The sequence below is a fragment of the Bradyrhizobium sp. B039 genome (assembly GCF_038965675.1).
In the GTDB taxonomy this organism is placed as follows: domain Bacteria; phylum Pseudomonadota; class Alphaproteobacteria; order Rhizobiales; family Xanthobacteraceae; genus Bradyrhizobium; species Bradyrhizobium diazoefficiens.
Window position 1 is genome coordinate 6,562,914 of sequence record NZ_CP152416.1, and the last position, 14,833, is coordinate 6,577,746.

Here is a 14,833-nt window from a genome sequence, read left to right on the forward strand (position 1 = left end):
GCTCAGGCACCGAGCGGAGACGGAAAGAACTTGTCGAGCCAGCCTTTGATGATCGCCTTGGTGCGCGGCGCATCGCCTTCGGCGAGCGGGAAATGCGACGTGCCGGTGATCAGCACGAGCTCGGCCGGCTGGCCGGCCTTCTCGAACATGCGGATCGACTGCTCCGTCGGCGTGATCGTGTCGTTGGCGGTGTGCAGGAACAGGATCGGACGAGGCGCGATGTTGCCGACGACCTCGTCCGCTCGAAAATTGTACATGCTCCACGCGGTCTCGACGGGAATCTCCATGATCGCCTTTGGCGAGAGATTCTTGCGCAGATGCTCCGGGATCGGGACGGCATCGAAGCGGGAGATCCACATGCTCTGGCCGGTTTCCTGCTTCTGCTTGCGTCCTTTCTCCAGAAGCGAGGTGAATTTTGCCCAGGCTTCGGGCGTCGGATGCTGGCCGCGGAATTTCCGCTCCCCGTCACCCCAGCCGCAGGACGAGATCACGCAGGCGAAGCGATCGTCGACGCCGGCCGCGTAGACGGAGACGGCCGCACCGAAGCTATGGCCGACCACGCCGATCCGCCCGGGATCGACCTCTTCCCTCTCCGCAAGGAACGTCAGCGCGTTCTTGGCGTCCGCGACCTGGTCGAAGCAGCGCACCTGCGCACGTTCACCTTCGCTCTCCCCGCAGCAGCGGAAATCGAAGCGAAGCGCCACATATCCCATCTGCTCGAGCATGCGCGCCTGGATTTCGGCGTGGGATTCGTCCTTCGATCCGACAAAGCCGTGCAGGACGATGAAGGCAGGCAGCCGCTGGCCCGGCTTTCTCGCGTCCGGCACGTGCAGTACGGCCGATAGCTTGAGCCCGTCAGACCGGAAGGTGTGCTTCTCTTGCATTGGAATCTCTCTCGTAGGCTGCGACAGGGGCGGCGCGCTCACGCAGTGCGCACACGGGCAAGGCTGCCCGACTTCCCGTCAGGTGATGGCGGTGAAGGGAAAGTGAAACTGACGCCATTCGAGCGGCGCGGGCGTGCCCCAGACATTCATGCAGCGCACATTGCCCGGGCGCTCGAGATTGGTGATGACATTCGGCACGAAGCCGTCGTCGTCAGCGATGAGAGCCATCGATCCGGAGCACTCGATCATCGCGCCGCTGGAATCGGTGTAATAGGCGTAGGTGTTGTCGCCCGGCCGATGCCGGCCCGGCCCCCACAGCATCTGCCTGTCGAAGCGGTCAAGCAGGTCACCGAGCTTCAGGTAGTCGTTGAACTCCCTGAACTCGAAGGAGTAGTGGTGCAGCCCCACCTTGCCGCGGACGACGCCGACGATGTGATGTTGGCGATTGCCGCCGTACATCCAGCTCAGGCTGTCGTCGACCATGCGTTCGGATATGCGGAGGCCGCAGATCCTCTCGAGCTGCTGGCGCGTTGCAATCGGATCGGGCGACGTCAGATTGAGATGATCCATGCGGTTCGGTCCGACGCCGTGGGTCGGATAGCGCCGACCGTAGATCTGGTCGCGCGTCGGCGTATGCACCTCGAAGCGCAGCCCTTCCGGCGTGGCGAAGGTGACGCCCGCGGCCATGCAATCGAGGCTGGGTTTACGCGAGATGACGCGACATCCGGCGCTCTCGACGCGCGACTCCGCCTCGCGGACGGCATCGACGGTGAGCGCCTCCAATCCGATCGTATGGGTCGCATTCTCGTGCGACCTGAGCAGCACCAGTTCCGCCGCACGCCCGTTGGAGCTCAACCAGGTCTGCCCCTCGTCCGTGTAGGTGATCTGCAAGCCGAGGATTTCGGTCGCGTCCCGGACCACGGCCTCGATCGCCGTGGTGTTGATTTTCACGTGCCCGACCGCATGAACAATAGGCGGCATTGCTCCCCTCCCAGGGCTCGACGATGTTTGATGTCCTGATACCGCATCAGGGCGATGCGCACAAACATATTTTCGATGAAATGGTATTATTTCGAAATTACGCAACTTCGTCCGATCCTGCTCGCCGACGATGGGACCCGAAGCTGTTCGGAGAGTTCGCAGCAATCCCGTCGCTTGCTGCAGGCTTCGATCCGTTCAACACCGTGGATATCGCCGTGCCAACCGGGCAACGGCAGCCCGAACTGTTTGATATTCTTTCGAAAATCGATGATACTGACTGGCAGCAGAGGGATGGCAGGACGGCGTCGGATGCGTGAGAGGGTCAAGCCAGCAGGTGAAACACGCGCGGCTGACGTGCTCCACCGGATGCGCGCAGACATCATCAGTTGCACGCTCAAGCCGGGCGCCAAGCTGCGGTTCGAGGCGCTACGAGACATGTACGCGGTGAGCTTTTCGACGCTGAGGGAGGCGCTGTCGCGCCTCGTGGCCGAAGGGCTCGTCATCGCGGAGGATCAGCGCGGCTTCGTCGTCGCGCCGGTTTCGATCGACGATCTCAACGACCTCACCTATGTCCGCGTGCTCATCGAGCGCGAATGCGTAGCGCTCGCGATCAAGAACGGCGACGACGCCTGGGAGGCGGACATCATCGGCGCATTCCACCGGATGGATCGCCTGCAGAACCGGCTCGGCTCCAATTATTATCTCTCGGAAGAATGGGGCAAGCTCCACGGCGATTTTCATTTTTCGCTTGTTGCCGCGTGCGGCTCGCCCAACCTCCTGGAGATCCGCCAGAAGCTGTTCGAACGCGCGCACCGCTACCGCCGCATGTCCTCGCAATTCCGGACCAAATGGCGCGCCAAGGATGTCGAGCACAAGATGATCATGGATTCGGTCGTCGCGCGCGATGCCGCGAAGGCCGAGGAGCTGATCGAGCGCCATATCCGCGAGACGACCGACAACGTGATCAAGCACGCAGGCCACCTCTTCGTCACATCCGACGAGGAACGCCCCCGCCGCACAAGCCGGGTCGCCGCTGAATAGGTGCCAGCAAGGACGGTCCTCCTGCTCGCCGTCACGCGCATCCTCTCACATTTCGCGATGCTTCTTGGCTCACCAGAGCGACCGCGAAAGCTGATATAGAGTCGCGCCCTATCCTCTCGCAATGTTGCCCAGTGATGCCCTCTCACGCAGCAAGCTTCATTCCGTGGGCAAAATCCCAATACAGCTTTCGTGCCCGCGCATAAAAGCGCCCTGGCCTGAGTTGCCGGTCGTCGATCCGGATCACGGGCGCGACTTTTGCGAAATTGCCGGTCGAAAAGATCTCGTCCGCACTGACGAAATCGGAGTAGCGCAGCGTTGCCTCCAACACCGTGATGCCGTCACCGCGCAAAAGTTCGATCACGCGCTGCCGCGTGATTCCGTTCAGGAACGTGCCATTCGGCGCAGGCGTAAAGACAACGCCGTCTTTCGCCATGAACACGTTCGAATTGCCGAACTCCGCGACGTTACCGAGCATGTCCAGCATCAGGCAATTCTGGAAGCCGCGCGAGGCGGCCTCCCTGAGCGCACGCGAACTGTTCGGATAAAGACATGAGGCCTTGACATCGGCCGGCGCGCATTCGGCGGTCGGTCTGCGGAACGGCGACAGGGTAATCGCGCTGCCGACGGGCTCCGGGATCGGCGATTCGTAGATGCAAAGGCACCAGTCCGTCGTTTCCGGATCGAACAGCACACCGCCGCCGATGCCGTTCTGCGGCCAGTACATCGGGCGGATGTAGAGTTCGGCATTGACCGGGAAACGGGCGATACCTTCGCGCACCAGTCCGAGCCACGTGTCGAGATCGACGACCGGTTTGAGCCCGAAGTTGACCGCAGATTGATTGACGCGGGCGCAATGACGATCGAGGTCGGGCATGACGCCTTCGAAAGCGCGCGCACCATCGAAGATGGTCGAGGCGAGCCAGAGCCCATGGGTACGCGGCCCCATGATCGGCACATTGCCCTCGTGCCACTGGCCTCGGAAGAATGTCCATGTCCTCGAATGGCTGATGGACTTGGTATCGGGAACCATGACGAACCTCCGTTCCGGGTCGACTAAGTTATGGTCCGTAGATCACCAGCTCGGAATCCGACAGATCGGCAAGCCGGGGGCAATGCGGGCCCTTGAAGTATTTGCGGCCGATCGGCTCCCTGTAGATGCCGACGAGGCCAGGCACAGGGCCATTGGCGTCGAGCGCAATCGATATCCGGCCGCGCCGCAGCAAGAAGCGGCCGATGGCGCCGGCACACACGACATAGTCGGCCACATCGGGGCAATAAATCATTTGCATCGCCAGGAGCCTGATCCTACGGACGCGCATCGGCTGCAGGACGAATGGAAAGGCGCGGCCATCGGAGGCGCGGCATATCAGGCAGAGGCAGCCGTAGGCTGCATGACGTGCCAGCAACACGACGTCAGCCTCGGACAAGCCGTCGATCGCCTGCGCGTCCTGCCGGACGACCTCAACACGCATCGCCTTGGCCGGACGCGACAGCGCCGGAAAGGAGAAGAACAGGCCACCGCAATAGCGGCGAAATCCCTGCGCTTCGATGACTTGCCAAGTCCATTCCGCCGGACTGATATTGACGTAGGTCACGTCCTTGTGGCGCTGCGCTACCTTGGTCAGCATCGGTGCGTAGCTGCGAAAGGCAGGTTCCACATACCAGCTGGAGAGATTGCAGCGGATGGAAATGCTTCCACCATCGTTCCTTGCGGTGTGGATCAACTGCAAAGCACCGACGGGCGCCCGGTCATGCTCAAGCATGTAGCCGAAGCGCGGGAAGCTGTCGGGCGTCTCGCGCACGGACAGGCGCCGGAGTCCATCGATCCAGTAGTCCCGCGAACGGGTCGGAAAGCCGCGTGTCAGAAGATCGGCGATGGCGTCGAGATCGGCTATTCCTATCTCACGACATCGGATCATGGTCCGAACTCTCACTCGTAGTAGCCGAGCCGCCTCTTGGTCGCCGGATTTGGCGAACGCGCCAGACGAGCGGATCGAGCAGCAACCAACTTGCGTCCGTGGCGATGTGCCGGAATTCCGGCGGCAGACGGAGCCGCTTCTCGGGATCCCAACGGCTTTGAGCGTCCGGCTGGCTGCGACACCATGTACTGCAACCAGTTGCGGTATATGTGCTGGGCCGGCAGATGCCAGACGTTGCTCAGGTCCCTCGTCAGCTGATCCGCTGGAAAGTCGGCAAAAAGCTCTGGTTGTCTGTCGGAAAGGGCTTTCTGTCGGAAAGCGATCAGTATCTCTTCCGCGCCCTTGTTCAGATAGCCCCTCGGTATCGTCGGACAGACCTCGTTCTCTCCCCGGAGGAAGCGACCCATATCCCTTCGATATTCACCCAGCAGGCTCTGGGTTTCGTATTCCGGGTGCCCCTGGAAATGGACGAAAAGGCTGTTCTTCTGTTGCTTGACGAAGCAATCGACGCCAGCCTCCGCCGACCAGGTGAGAACCGAATATCCGCAGTCCGAGAGATCCTCCTCCTGCACCTCGTTCCACCGGGCGTGCGGAATTCGGAAGGTCCTCGGCACATCTTGCATCAAGGGATGATGTCTCATCTTTGTTTGAGCGAAGACACCGAAGCATTTGGTAGGCAGCTTGTGGCGGGTAACGCCGTCCAGGTGCAGGACGGCCCCATGGACGGCCAGACAGGAAAACACCGACGACACCGTATTCTCCCGGGCCCAGTCCGCGATCTTGGCGAAGGTGGTCCAGTACGGCTCGTCCGTCAGACTGGCGGCTCTGGGTTCGGCGCCGGTCACGATCACTCCGTCCAGGCGTCTGTTCAGCAGATCGTCGATGCCACGGTAGTATCGACGAACGTAATCGCGCCCCCATTCCGAACGGGGGGTCGCCTCCATCGTATAGAAATGCAGCCTGACGCAAAGTCGTCCGGCAGCCGCAGCCAGCAAGTCGAACAGCTGGCGCTCGGTCGACATCAAGGCCGCATCCGACATGTTGTTGATGAGCCCGATGTCGAGGCACTCCGCCCGGTTTCCCGGTGACGCCATCGCGCGGGCGCCGTTGCCGGGCGCTCTCGATAAGAGGTGGTGCTCGTCCGAGTCTACGTCGATCAAGACAGTCATGCGAGTGCCTTCATGGTTGACGAACGTCAATTCGCGGCGCAGAGGGCCTGATCGAGATCCGCGACGATGTCGTCGATGTGCTCAATTCCGACGCTCAGCCTGATCATCTCGGGCCGTACGCCGGCTTTGTCCTGTTCTTCGGCCGACATTTGCCGGTGCGTTGTCGATGCGGGGTGGCAGGCGAGCGTTTTCGCGTCGCCAATATTGACCAGCCGCTTGCAAAGCTTCAGCGCGTCGTAGAACCGCTTGCCCGCCTCGAAGCCTCCAGCCACGCCAAAAGTCAGCAGTGAACACGCCCGGCCACCCAGATACTTCTGCGTCAGCACGAAATAGGGGCTGTCGTGAAAGCCGGCATAGTTCACCCACTCGACACGGCGGTTATTGCGCAAGAACTGCGCGACCTTTGCGCCATTCTCGACGTGCCGCTCGATCCGGAGCGCGACGGTCTCGATGCCCTGGAGCAGCAGGAAAGCGTTCATCGGCGCCAGGACGGCGCCGGTGGTCCTCTGGGAGACGGCGCGGCAACGCGCAATGTAGGCGGCGGCGCCGTAGCGCTCGGTAAAGACCAGCCCGTGGTAGGATTTCTCCGGCTCGTTCATCATCGGGAAGCGCCGGCGATGCTCCGCCCACGGGAACCTGCCGCCGTCGACGATAATTCCACCAAGCGTCGTGCCATGCCCGCCCATGAATTTCGTCAGCGACTCCACGACGATGTCTGCGCCGTATTCGATCGGCCTGAGCAGGATCGGTGTCGGCACCGTGTTGTCGACGATGAGCGGGACGCCGTGCCTGTGCGCGGCATCGGCCATCGCCTGGATGTCGCAGACATTTCCGGCCGGATTCCCGACGCTCTCGCAGAACACCGCCCGTGTACCGTCGTCGATCAGCCTTTCGACGCTTTCCGGCCGGTCGTCGTCCGAAAAACGGACCGCAATGCCCTGCCTCGGCAGGATGTGCGCGAACAGCGTATGCGTGGTGCCATAGAGCTGCGGAACCGAGACGACGTTGGAGCCCATCTCCGCGAGGTTCACGACCGCATAGTTCACCGCGGCCTGACCGCAGGCCACGCTAAGTGCCTCGATGCCTCCTTCCAGGGCGGCGACGCGCTTCTCCAGCACGGCGTTGGTCGGATTGCCGATCCGGGTGTAGCGGAAGCCGTCCACTTCAAGGTTGAAGAGCGCGGCTCCATGATCGGCACTGTCGAATGCATACGAGGCCGTCTGGTAGATCGGCACGGCAACGGCTTTCGTTGCCGGATCGCTTTCGAAGCCGCCGTGAACGGCGAGAGTCTCTCTCCTCATGGAGGCGCTCCCTTCCGCTCTCCGATCCCGGGCTAGCTCCCGGCTTCCCTGGCGCATCGGTACTCCTCGAATGCTGACGGTGCCCCGCGGTCGGTCTGCGCCAGGCCAAGCAGGTCCCGCACTGCGATCGGCCACAGCGCGACGTCTTTGCCGTGGGTATGGAACATGGCGACGGCGAGACGGTCCATTCCGAAGGCTACGCAGGCAGTGTGGGCCGGCTCGCCGGCCGCATCGACGATGCCCCAGGTGGTGCCGAAATGATCGCGGTGGTAGTTGAAGCTCATGCAGGCGGTCGGTCGCTCCTCGGAGCGCAGAGGCACCAGCAGTTCGAACTTCAGCGACAGCTGCTTTTGGCTCACCGCCATCATCTGCCCGACCCGGCCGAAGAACGGGTCGTTGGCATGATCGATCCTGAAGGTCAGCCCGAGATCCCGGGCGATCTTCTGTGCGCGTATGATCCAGCGCTCCCGGAACGCCGAGACGTGATCGGCGCTCCCGATGCAGACGAATTCACGCATCCTGAAGGACTGCAGCCGGTCGAGATGGCGCGAAGGTTCGCGACGGAAACAGTCGGCGGCCACGTCGAAGCTCCAACCGGCTGCCGGCACGGGCCCTCGGCTCGCCGCGATCGGATAGAGCGGATAGCAGGCGGCCGGCGACAGCACGAGGTCGGCTGGTGATAGCGCTTCGGTCCAGTCGCCGCCGGCATCGATGCGGCTGATCGCCGCGTCGATCTCGCTTTCTATGCCGTGCAAGCCACAGACGCAGCCGAGAAGATTGGGAAAGCTCTTCAGATAACCCGACCTCTCGAGCTGGGCGCGATTCATGACGGGCGGGAAGCGCATTACCTCGGTGCTCGGCTCGCGATTCCGTGAGATCACCGCTGCAATCCGCTCCACAACGTCTTCGTAGAGTGCGGTGCGGCCATAGACACCGGGAGAGCCCATCTCGTGGAACAGCGCATCCGCAAGATTGTCCAGCGGATCGGCCGAAGGCGGAGTGGAGTCCGCCGGTGCTTCAACAATGGCCAGGTTCATCAGGCCGTTTCCTTTTCAGAAGAAGGTCAATCGCACAAAGAGTCCGGAACGGTGCTCATCAGCGTGGCGGTACCCATGCTGGAGAGGATGCGATCGTTGTTGATCATGATCGGAGCGGAAAGCACGTCACGCAGGTGGCGGCCGATACTTACGTCGGTATCGTTGCGGTATCCGGACAGGCCGCAGGCGCGCAGCGCGTGCATGACGGTCGCAACGGCAAGCTCCGAGGCCTCCACCTTGAGAAGATTGATCGAGGACTGGAAGTCGACGGACGACAACGCGCGCACGTCAAGTTCGCGCGCTCCATAGAGCTGGAGATTCGCGGCGATGACGGCGCGTAATTTCGTCAGGGTCATTCTGGCGGCGGTGAAGTGCGCCGCGCCGGGGGGCATATTGCCGCCCGATCCGCGGGCGGCCTTGCGGATGAACAGCTGTCCCCGGTCCACCGCCGCAGCCGCGATCCCCGCCCAGACCGAGGACCAGCACAGGTGGGCGACGGGCGTCATCGTCTGCGCATGGATCTTTTCGTAGGCCACCGGGAATATCTGGTCCGCAGCGCCCCTGAAATTCAGCTTGAAGCCGGCGCTGCAGGTCCCGCGCATGCCGAGCGTCTCCCACCCGAGAGTGGGCTCCAGCGTATAGTCGTCACGGGTGATGGCCAGTAACACCTGATCGGATCCGGCGGCCGAGTCCGAGCGGCGGGCGACGGTGATGATGCCGTCCGCCTCGGCGCCGTACGAAATCACCGTTGCGTCGCGCACCAGCGAAATCTCGGTGCCCGCGCTCTCCACTGCGGCCGAGCTGAAGCGTATGTTTCCGCCGTTCTGGCCTTCCGTGGTCGACGATGCCAGCAGCAGCTGCTCGGCGGCCACCCGGCGCATGAGACTTTCATGCCAGCCACTGCCCACGCCGTGGCGAACCAGGCACGCGACCTTGGTCTGGTGCATCGCGAAGATCATCCCGACCGAAGCGCAGGCGCGGCCGAGCGCGTAACACATGTCGGCCACCTCGGAGATAGACGCCCCGTCTCCGCCGAACTCGATCGGAATCTGAGCGCCCAGAAGCCTCTCCTTGCGCGCCGCGTCGATCGCCTTCCGCGGGAAGCGCGCCTCGCGATCGACCGCCTCTGCCTCCGCCGCAGCGACCTGCGCGACATTTGCCGTTCGCTGCTGGAACGAGGAGCCGTCGGGAGAGAATGCTACTCGGCCAATTTCCGCGGCGATGTTACGGAACTGAACTTCCTGCACAGTCATGGGCCAGAGCCTTCCGTTTCAGGGTTGTCATGATTGGGCGATGCGAGCCAGATCGAGATGAATTCCCCTCAAAGCCGACAACTAGCCCACTTCCCCCGCCGCGTCGTTGGCGCAGAAGAGGGTGTCAAGGAGCTTCCACTCCCGGGCGAGGTACCTCCGAAGCAGAGCTATTGACCGAAGGAACAGTTGGCTATCGTGGCCCCGAATGTGATCACGCCTGGCCACGGCGGGAGACCGGCTGAAATGCACAACATTGCCATCAACGTTCAGAACCGTGTTCTATCGGTCGTCAGGAGCGTCCTTCAGCAGAACGCGATTGTCGCCGATGTTCATCCGGAGTCGCGACTCGTGGATATCGGACTCAGCTCGATGGGCATGGTCGAGTTGATGCTCAAGGTCGAAGCCGAGTTCGATCTCATCCTTCCCCAGTTCGAGATCACGCCCGAAAACTTTCGATCGGTAAAGGCAATGGAGCGGATGATCCTCAACCAGCTGGGATCCGGGTCGGGATGAAGCCAGCTGAACAGAGGTTCTGCTTCGACGACCAGGCGAGCCGCATCGAACGGGTGGGCGCGCACGCCGAGCCAGCTCAGCCGCAGGCGACCCGACGCGACGCTCCAGGGCGCAGGCGGTCCGCCGCCAAGACCTGGCTGCAAGCCATCGCACTCACCGCACGGCTCGAAGCCCAGCCGCATCGGTTGTTCGCCGACATCGTGGAGGATTGGGCACAGCGTCAGCCCGGGCGCCCCGCCTTGCTCTCGGATGGCCAATCCTTCACCTATGGCGAACTCGCCGCCCGGATCAACCGGTATGCGCGCTGGGCGCGGGACGTCGGCCTCCAAGCCGGCCGCACCGTCTGCGTGCTGATGCCGAACCGGCCGGACTACCTCGCCTGCTGGCTCGGCATCAGCAGCGTCGGCGGGACGGTGGCGCTGATCAACACCAGGCTGGTCGGCCAGTCGCTCGCCCACTGTATCGACGTCGCTCATGCCGATCACCTCATCCTCGCTGCCGATTGCGTGGATGCGTTCGAGAGCTCACGTCCGCACCTGCACCGCGTGCCGCAATGTTGGAGCCTCGGCACCGGCGATCCAAGCAACGATCTGGATGCGGCGCTCGCCGCCTTCGAGCCACGTCCGCTGTCCTCGGCCGAACGTGGCGACGTCACCATCGACGGACGCGCGCTCCTCATCTACACCTCGGGCACCACGGGCCTACCGAAGGCGGCGAACGTCAGTCATCGCCGCATTCTCGCCTGGGGCGGATGGTTTTCCGGGCTGACGGACGCGTCCATCGACGATCGTCTCTACGATTGCCTGCCGCTTTATCACTCCGTGGGCGGCGTCGCGGCTCCCTGCAGCATGCTCTGCGCGGGTGGTTCGGTCGCGATTGCGGAGAAGTTTTCCGCTGGCAGCTTCTGGGACGACATCGTGCGTTTCGACTGCACCGTCTTCCAGTATATCGGTGAGCTTTGCCGCTATTTGCTGAAGGCGCCAGCGTCTGAACAAGAGGTGCGACACCGGCTGCGGCTGGCTGTCGGCAACGGATTGCGCGGCGACATCTGGGAGACGTTCGCCAACCGGTTCGCGATTCCGCAGATCCTCGAATTCTATGCCGCAACCGAAGGCAATTTGTCGCTGTTTAATGTCGATGGAAAGCCGGGCGCGATCGGCCGAATCCCGCCGGTTCTGGCGCATCGCTTTCCCGCCTCGATCGTCAAGATCGATGCCGACAGCGGCAACCCGGTCCGGAGCGCCGCAGGGCTCTGCATCGCCTGCGCACCTGGCGAGATCGGCGAGGCTGTCGGACGTATCGGTGGCGGCGATCGCGACGGCCGGCCATTCGAGGGCTACACGGATCCCGAGGAGACCAAGAAGAAGATTCTGCACGACGTCTTCGCTGTGGGCGATGCCTGGTTCCGCACCGGTGATCTGATGTTGCGCGATGCGCAGGGGTACCTGCACTTCATCGACCGCGTCGGCGACACCTTCCGCTGGAAGGGCGAGAACGTCGCGACCAGCGAAGTGAACGACGCAATCAGGGACTGCCCCGGCGTTCTCGACGCCTCGACCTATGGAGTTGCGGTGTTCGGGGCTGATGGCCGCGCCGGCATGGCGGCCTTGATGGTGGACCGAGATTTCGATTTCGGGATATTCAGAGAACACCTTTCGCATCGGCTGCCGCCTTACGCAGTTCCAGCCTTCGTCAGGCTGTGCCGGGCGCTCGAGACGACCGACACCTTCAAGCAGCAAAAGCAGCGGCTGATCCGCGAGGGATTCGATCCTTCGGTGGTGGACGATCCGCTGTTCCTGCGTGATCCGGCGACCGGCGGCTATCGTTCGATCGACGAGGCCGCCTACGCGAGCATCGTTGAGGGTGAAATCAGGCTCTAGCATCGGCTCGGAAAGCCGAAATGTGAGGTGTACCATGTCGGTCAAATCGAAGATTTTCTCCGCGATGAAGCAGATCGCCGAAGAACAGAAGGTCACGCTTCCGCCGCTTGAGGACGATCTGTCACTGAACGAAACCGGGTTCGATTCGCTGGCATTAGCCATCCTGGTTGCGCGGCTGGAGGACGAGCTCGGTATCGATCCCTTCACTGTCGCCGAGGACGCAGCCTTCCCGTCTACCCTCGGTGAGTTTGTCAGGGCCTACGAGAATGTCCCCGCCTGACATCATTGCGTTGCGCCAATATCTCGGCGCGGGGCCGAAGGACCGCACGATTTCCGATGCCCGGCACAGTGTATCGCTGACCGACATGATCGAGCACAGCGGCCTGACCGGCGGGCCCTTCGAGTTATCCGGCCGCTCGGTGATGCTTGCGACGTCGAGACAGCTGCTGTCCGCGCTTGCAATGATCGAGCTCGACGGCGTCGCCCGCCGCATCCTTCTATGCCCGCCCGACCTCGATTGGGATCGCCTGCGGGACCTGCTCGAGCAGGCCGGGATCGACACCATCGTCACCGATCAGCCGCCACACCGAGGCAGTGCTGGCAAGCGCATTGTTATCGGCGTCGACCTGCCCGAACGGAGGGCCGTGGAACGGAAGGTCGACCATGCGACCGAATGGTTGATGCTGACTTCGGGGACATCGGGGCTGCCGAAGATCGTCCGACACACGCTCGATGGACTCGCCGGCGCGATTATCGCCGACGGGCCCGCGCGCTACCGGAACGCAACCTGGGCAACGTTCTACGACATTCGCCGTTATGGCGGCCTGCAAATCTTCCTGCGGGCCGTGATCGGCGGCGGATCGATGGTGCTTTCGGAGCCCGGGGAAGCCATTGCCGCCCATGTGGCGCGGCTGCGCGCGGGCGGCGTCACCCATATCTCCGGGACGCCGTCGCACTGGCGCAAGCTCCTGATGAGCGGCGCGTCCGCCAATTTCTCGCCGCACTATGTCCGCCTGTCGGGCGAAATCGCTGACCAGGCAGTGCTGGACGGCCTGGCCAGAGCATTTCCGCACGCGTCAATCGGGCATGCCTATGCCTCGACCGAGGCAGGCGTCGGTTTCAGCGTGGACGACGGACGCGAGGGTTTTCCTGCCGACCTGGTCGGGCAAAATCATGCCGGCGTCGAGATGAAGGTGGTCGACGGCTCACTGCGGATCCGTTCCCGGCGTACTGCGCGCGCCTATGTCGGCGCCGATGCGCCGCCGCTCGCCGACATCGAGGGCTTCGTCGATACCGGCGATATGGTCGAGCTGCGCGGCGAGCGATACCACTTCGTGGGCCGTCGAGGCGGCATCATCAACATCGGCGGGCTGAAGGTGCATCCGGAGGAGGTGGAAGCCGTGATCAACCGGCACGCGTCAGTCCAGATGTCGCGCGCGCGGTCGCGCAGGAGCCCGATCACCGGCGCCATTGTGGTCGCCGACGTCATCCTCACCAACGGCACTGATGGGGAGCACCATGAGACAATCCGCGCGGAGATTCTCAGCCAGTGCAAGGACTGCCTGGCGGTATGGAAGGTGCCCGCGGTGATCCGCTTCGTCGAGCGGCTCGACGTCACGGCAGCGGGAAAACTGGCACGCACCGATGCGTAACGTCATCGTCACCGGCGGCAGTCGCGGTATCGGCCTCGCCATTGCGCGCAGGCTCGCCGCGTCCGGCGAGTATAACGTGATCGCCGTCGCGCGCCGCGAGAGCGAGGAGCTTGCGGCTGCGGTCCTTGAAGCCCAACGACGCCTGCATTTCCGTGCCTGCGACCTTGCGGTGACCAATGCGATCCCGGTCTTCGCAAAATCGATGCGCGACGAATTCGGTGCGATCTACGGCCTCGTCAACAATGCCGGGGTCGGTCCCGACGGGCTGCTGGCGACCATGCACAATTCCGATATCGAGGCCTTGATCCGCTTGAACGTATTGTCGCCCATGATCCTGACCAAATACGTGGCGCGCCATATGATGGCCGACGGCACGGGGCGGATCGTCAACATTTCCTCTATCGTCGCCTCGGCCGGCCACAGCGGCTTGTCCGTGTATGCCGCGTCCAAGGCCGCCGTTGTCGGCTTCACCCGCTCGCTGGCCCGAGAAGTTGGCAGGGTCGGCATCACAGTGAACGCTATCGCGCCCGGCTTCATCGACACGGAATTGACCCGGTCTTTGGACGACGAAGGCCGTCGGCGCATCGCTCGCCGCAGCGCGTTGCGTCACCTGCCTGAAGCCGACGACGTCGCTTCCATGGTCGAATATCTTCTCAGCGAAGGCGGCCGGAACATCACCGGCACCGTGGTGACGATCGACGCCGGCACCACTGCCTGAGCGCTGGGAATCGGGCATCCGCCGTCGAAGGCGACCTCCCCTCTCGGCTCAGAAGCACTCGAAGTCGGCCTAGCCTGACAGCAGCACACTTCATTCCGGCGATAGCCCGTTCAGATACTCGAGCATCGTGTTGCAGGCCTTCTCCGCCTCCGCGAAGGTTGAAAACGCCGAACCGCCAATCTTGATCGCGCCATTACCCCGATAGAGCGGCCGCCACGACGCCACATAGCCGGCACGACCGTGAAAGCCGGCTCCGGCAGGGGTCTCATACGTGATGACAAAGGAAAAGCCGTCGCCGGTCGCACTCCAGATTTCCATGTCCTCGACGGCACGGTGAAACAGAAGGGACATCAAGATGCGTCCGCGCACTCGCTTTCGGCTCAACCACAGAGCTCCGGTCCTGACGGCAGGCCGTCAGGAGGGAACGACCCTGGCCACTGGGGGGGCAGGAAGGAGGGCCAGGGCCGTCGCTCCGGATGTGCCGA

The 14,833-nt window shown here is 63.1% G+C and carries 16 protein-coding genes; 7 read left to right on the forward strand and 9 right to left on the reverse strand.

Translation table 11 applies throughout. The features are described from left to right. Positions 1 to 2: 2 nt before the first annotated feature. The gene (locus tag AAFG50_RS31265) at positions 3 to 884 is read right to left on the reverse strand and encodes an alpha/beta fold hydrolase (RefSeq protein WP_028175706.1); all 882 of its coding nucleotides are present in this window, start codon (positions 882 to 884) and stop codon (positions 3 to 5) included. Between the two features lie 78 nt (positions 885 to 962). Next, on the reverse strand, positions 963 to 1,865 hold the full coding sequence (locus AAFG50_RS31270; protein WP_028175707.1) for a VOC family protein: 903 nt from the start codon (positions 1,863 to 1,865) through the stop codon (positions 963 to 965). Between the two features lie 23 nt (positions 1,866 to 1,888). Here AAFG50_RS31270 and AAFG50_RS31275 point away from each other — a divergent pair, with 23 nt between their 5' ends. Further along, positions 1,889 to 2,182: a hypothetical protein gene (locus AAFG50_RS31275; RefSeq protein ID WP_028175708.1), complete on the forward strand. Its 294-nt coding sequence runs from the start codon at positions 1,889 to 1,891 to the stop codon at positions 2,180 to 2,182. Further along, on the forward strand, positions 2,175 to 2,906 hold the full coding sequence (locus AAFG50_RS31280) for an FCD domain-containing protein (protein ID WP_028175709.1): 732 nt from the start codon (positions 2,175 to 2,177) through the stop codon (positions 2,904 to 2,906). The genes AAFG50_RS31275 and AAFG50_RS31280 overlap by 8 nt, the downstream gene beginning before the upstream one ends. 142 nt (positions 2,907 to 3,048) lie before the next feature. On the opposite strand, the gene AAFG50_RS31285 is transcribed toward AAFG50_RS31280, so the two are convergent. From AAFG50_RS31285 to AAFG50_RS31310, 6 genes are read right to left on the reverse strand one after another with little or no spacing between them, the layout of a single operon-like run. Next, a complete protein-coding gene (locus tag AAFG50_RS31285; RefSeq protein ID WP_028175710.1) occupies positions 3,049 to 3,936 on the reverse strand; it encodes a branched-chain amino acid aminotransferase in 888 nt (295 codons plus the stop codon). Between the two features lie 28 nt (positions 3,937 to 3,964). Continuing rightward, positions 3,965 to 4,825, reverse strand: a complete 861-nt coding sequence (locus AAFG50_RS31290; protein ID WP_039185726.1) for a hypothetical protein — start codon at positions 4,823 to 4,825, stop codon at positions 3,965 to 3,967. Positions 4,826 to 4,836: 11 nt separating this feature from the next. Beyond that, entirely contained in the window at positions 4,837 to 5,994 is a 1,158-nt protein-coding gene (locus tag AAFG50_RS31295) for a homoserine O-succinyltransferase (protein ID WP_028175712.1), read from the reverse strand. A gap of 26 nt (positions 5,995 to 6,020) precedes the next feature. Beyond that, on the reverse strand, positions 6,021 to 7,295 hold the full coding sequence (locus AAFG50_RS31300) for an aminotransferase class V-fold PLP-dependent enzyme (protein ID WP_028175713.1): 1,275 nt from the start codon (positions 7,293 to 7,295) through the stop codon (positions 6,021 to 6,023). Positions 7,296 to 7,327: 32 nt separating this feature from the next. Further along, on the reverse strand, positions 7,328 to 8,332 hold the full coding sequence (locus tag AAFG50_RS31305) for an amino acid--[acyl-carrier-protein] ligase (protein WP_028175714.1): 1,005 nt from the start codon (positions 8,330 to 8,332) through the stop codon (positions 7,328 to 7,330). 26 nt (positions 8,333 to 8,358) lie between these two features. Beyond that, a complete protein-coding gene (locus AAFG50_RS31310; protein WP_028175715.1) occupies positions 8,359 to 9,585 on the reverse strand; it encodes an acyl-CoA dehydrogenase family protein in 1,227 nt (408 codons plus the stop codon). 243 nt (positions 9,586 to 9,828) lie between these two features. On the opposite strand from AAFG50_RS31310, the gene AAFG50_RS31315 reads away from it, so the two are divergent. Genes AAFG50_RS31315 through AAFG50_RS31335 form a run of 5 tightly spaced genes read left to right on the forward strand, consistent with a single transcriptional unit; the run spans position 9,829 to position 14,348 of the window. Next, positions 9,829 to 10,098, forward strand: a complete 270-nt coding sequence (locus AAFG50_RS31315) for a phosphopantetheine-binding protein (RefSeq protein WP_028175716.1) — start codon at positions 9,829 to 9,831, stop codon at positions 10,096 to 10,098. Beyond that, the gene (locus AAFG50_RS31320) at positions 10,095 to 11,978 is read left to right on the forward strand and encodes a long-chain-acyl-CoA synthetase (RefSeq protein WP_028175717.1); all 1,884 of its coding nucleotides are present in this window, start codon (positions 10,095 to 10,097) and stop codon (positions 11,976 to 11,978) included. The genes AAFG50_RS31315 and AAFG50_RS31320 overlap by 4 nt, the downstream gene beginning before the upstream one ends. Positions 11,979 to 12,012: 34 nt before the next feature. Beyond that, positions 12,013 to 12,258: an acyl carrier protein gene (locus AAFG50_RS31325; RefSeq protein WP_028175718.1), complete on the forward strand. Its 246-nt coding sequence runs from the start codon at positions 12,013 to 12,015 to the stop codon at positions 12,256 to 12,258. Continuing rightward, on the forward strand, positions 12,245 to 13,630 hold the full coding sequence (locus tag AAFG50_RS31330; protein ID WP_028175719.1) for an AMP-binding protein: 1,386 nt from the start codon (positions 12,245 to 12,247) through the stop codon (positions 13,628 to 13,630). The genes AAFG50_RS31325 and AAFG50_RS31330 overlap by 14 nt, the downstream gene beginning before the upstream one ends. Next, a complete protein-coding gene (locus AAFG50_RS31335; protein ID WP_028175720.1) occupies positions 13,623 to 14,348 on the forward strand; it encodes an SDR family NAD(P)-dependent oxidoreductase in 726 nt (241 codons plus the stop codon). Before AAFG50_RS31330 ends, AAFG50_RS31335 begins: the two co-directional genes overlap by 8 nt. 90 nt (positions 14,349 to 14,438) lie before the next feature. Here AAFG50_RS31335 and AAFG50_RS31340 read toward each other — a convergent pair whose 3' ends face one another. Continuing rightward, positions 14,439 to 14,699 carry a hypothetical protein gene (locus AAFG50_RS31340; RefSeq protein WP_039185731.1) on the reverse strand — a complete coding sequence of 87 codons (261 nt, stop codon included), beginning with the start codon at positions 14,697 to 14,699 and terminating at the stop codon, positions 14,439 to 14,441. Positions 14,700 to 14,833 lie beyond the last annotated feature (134 nt).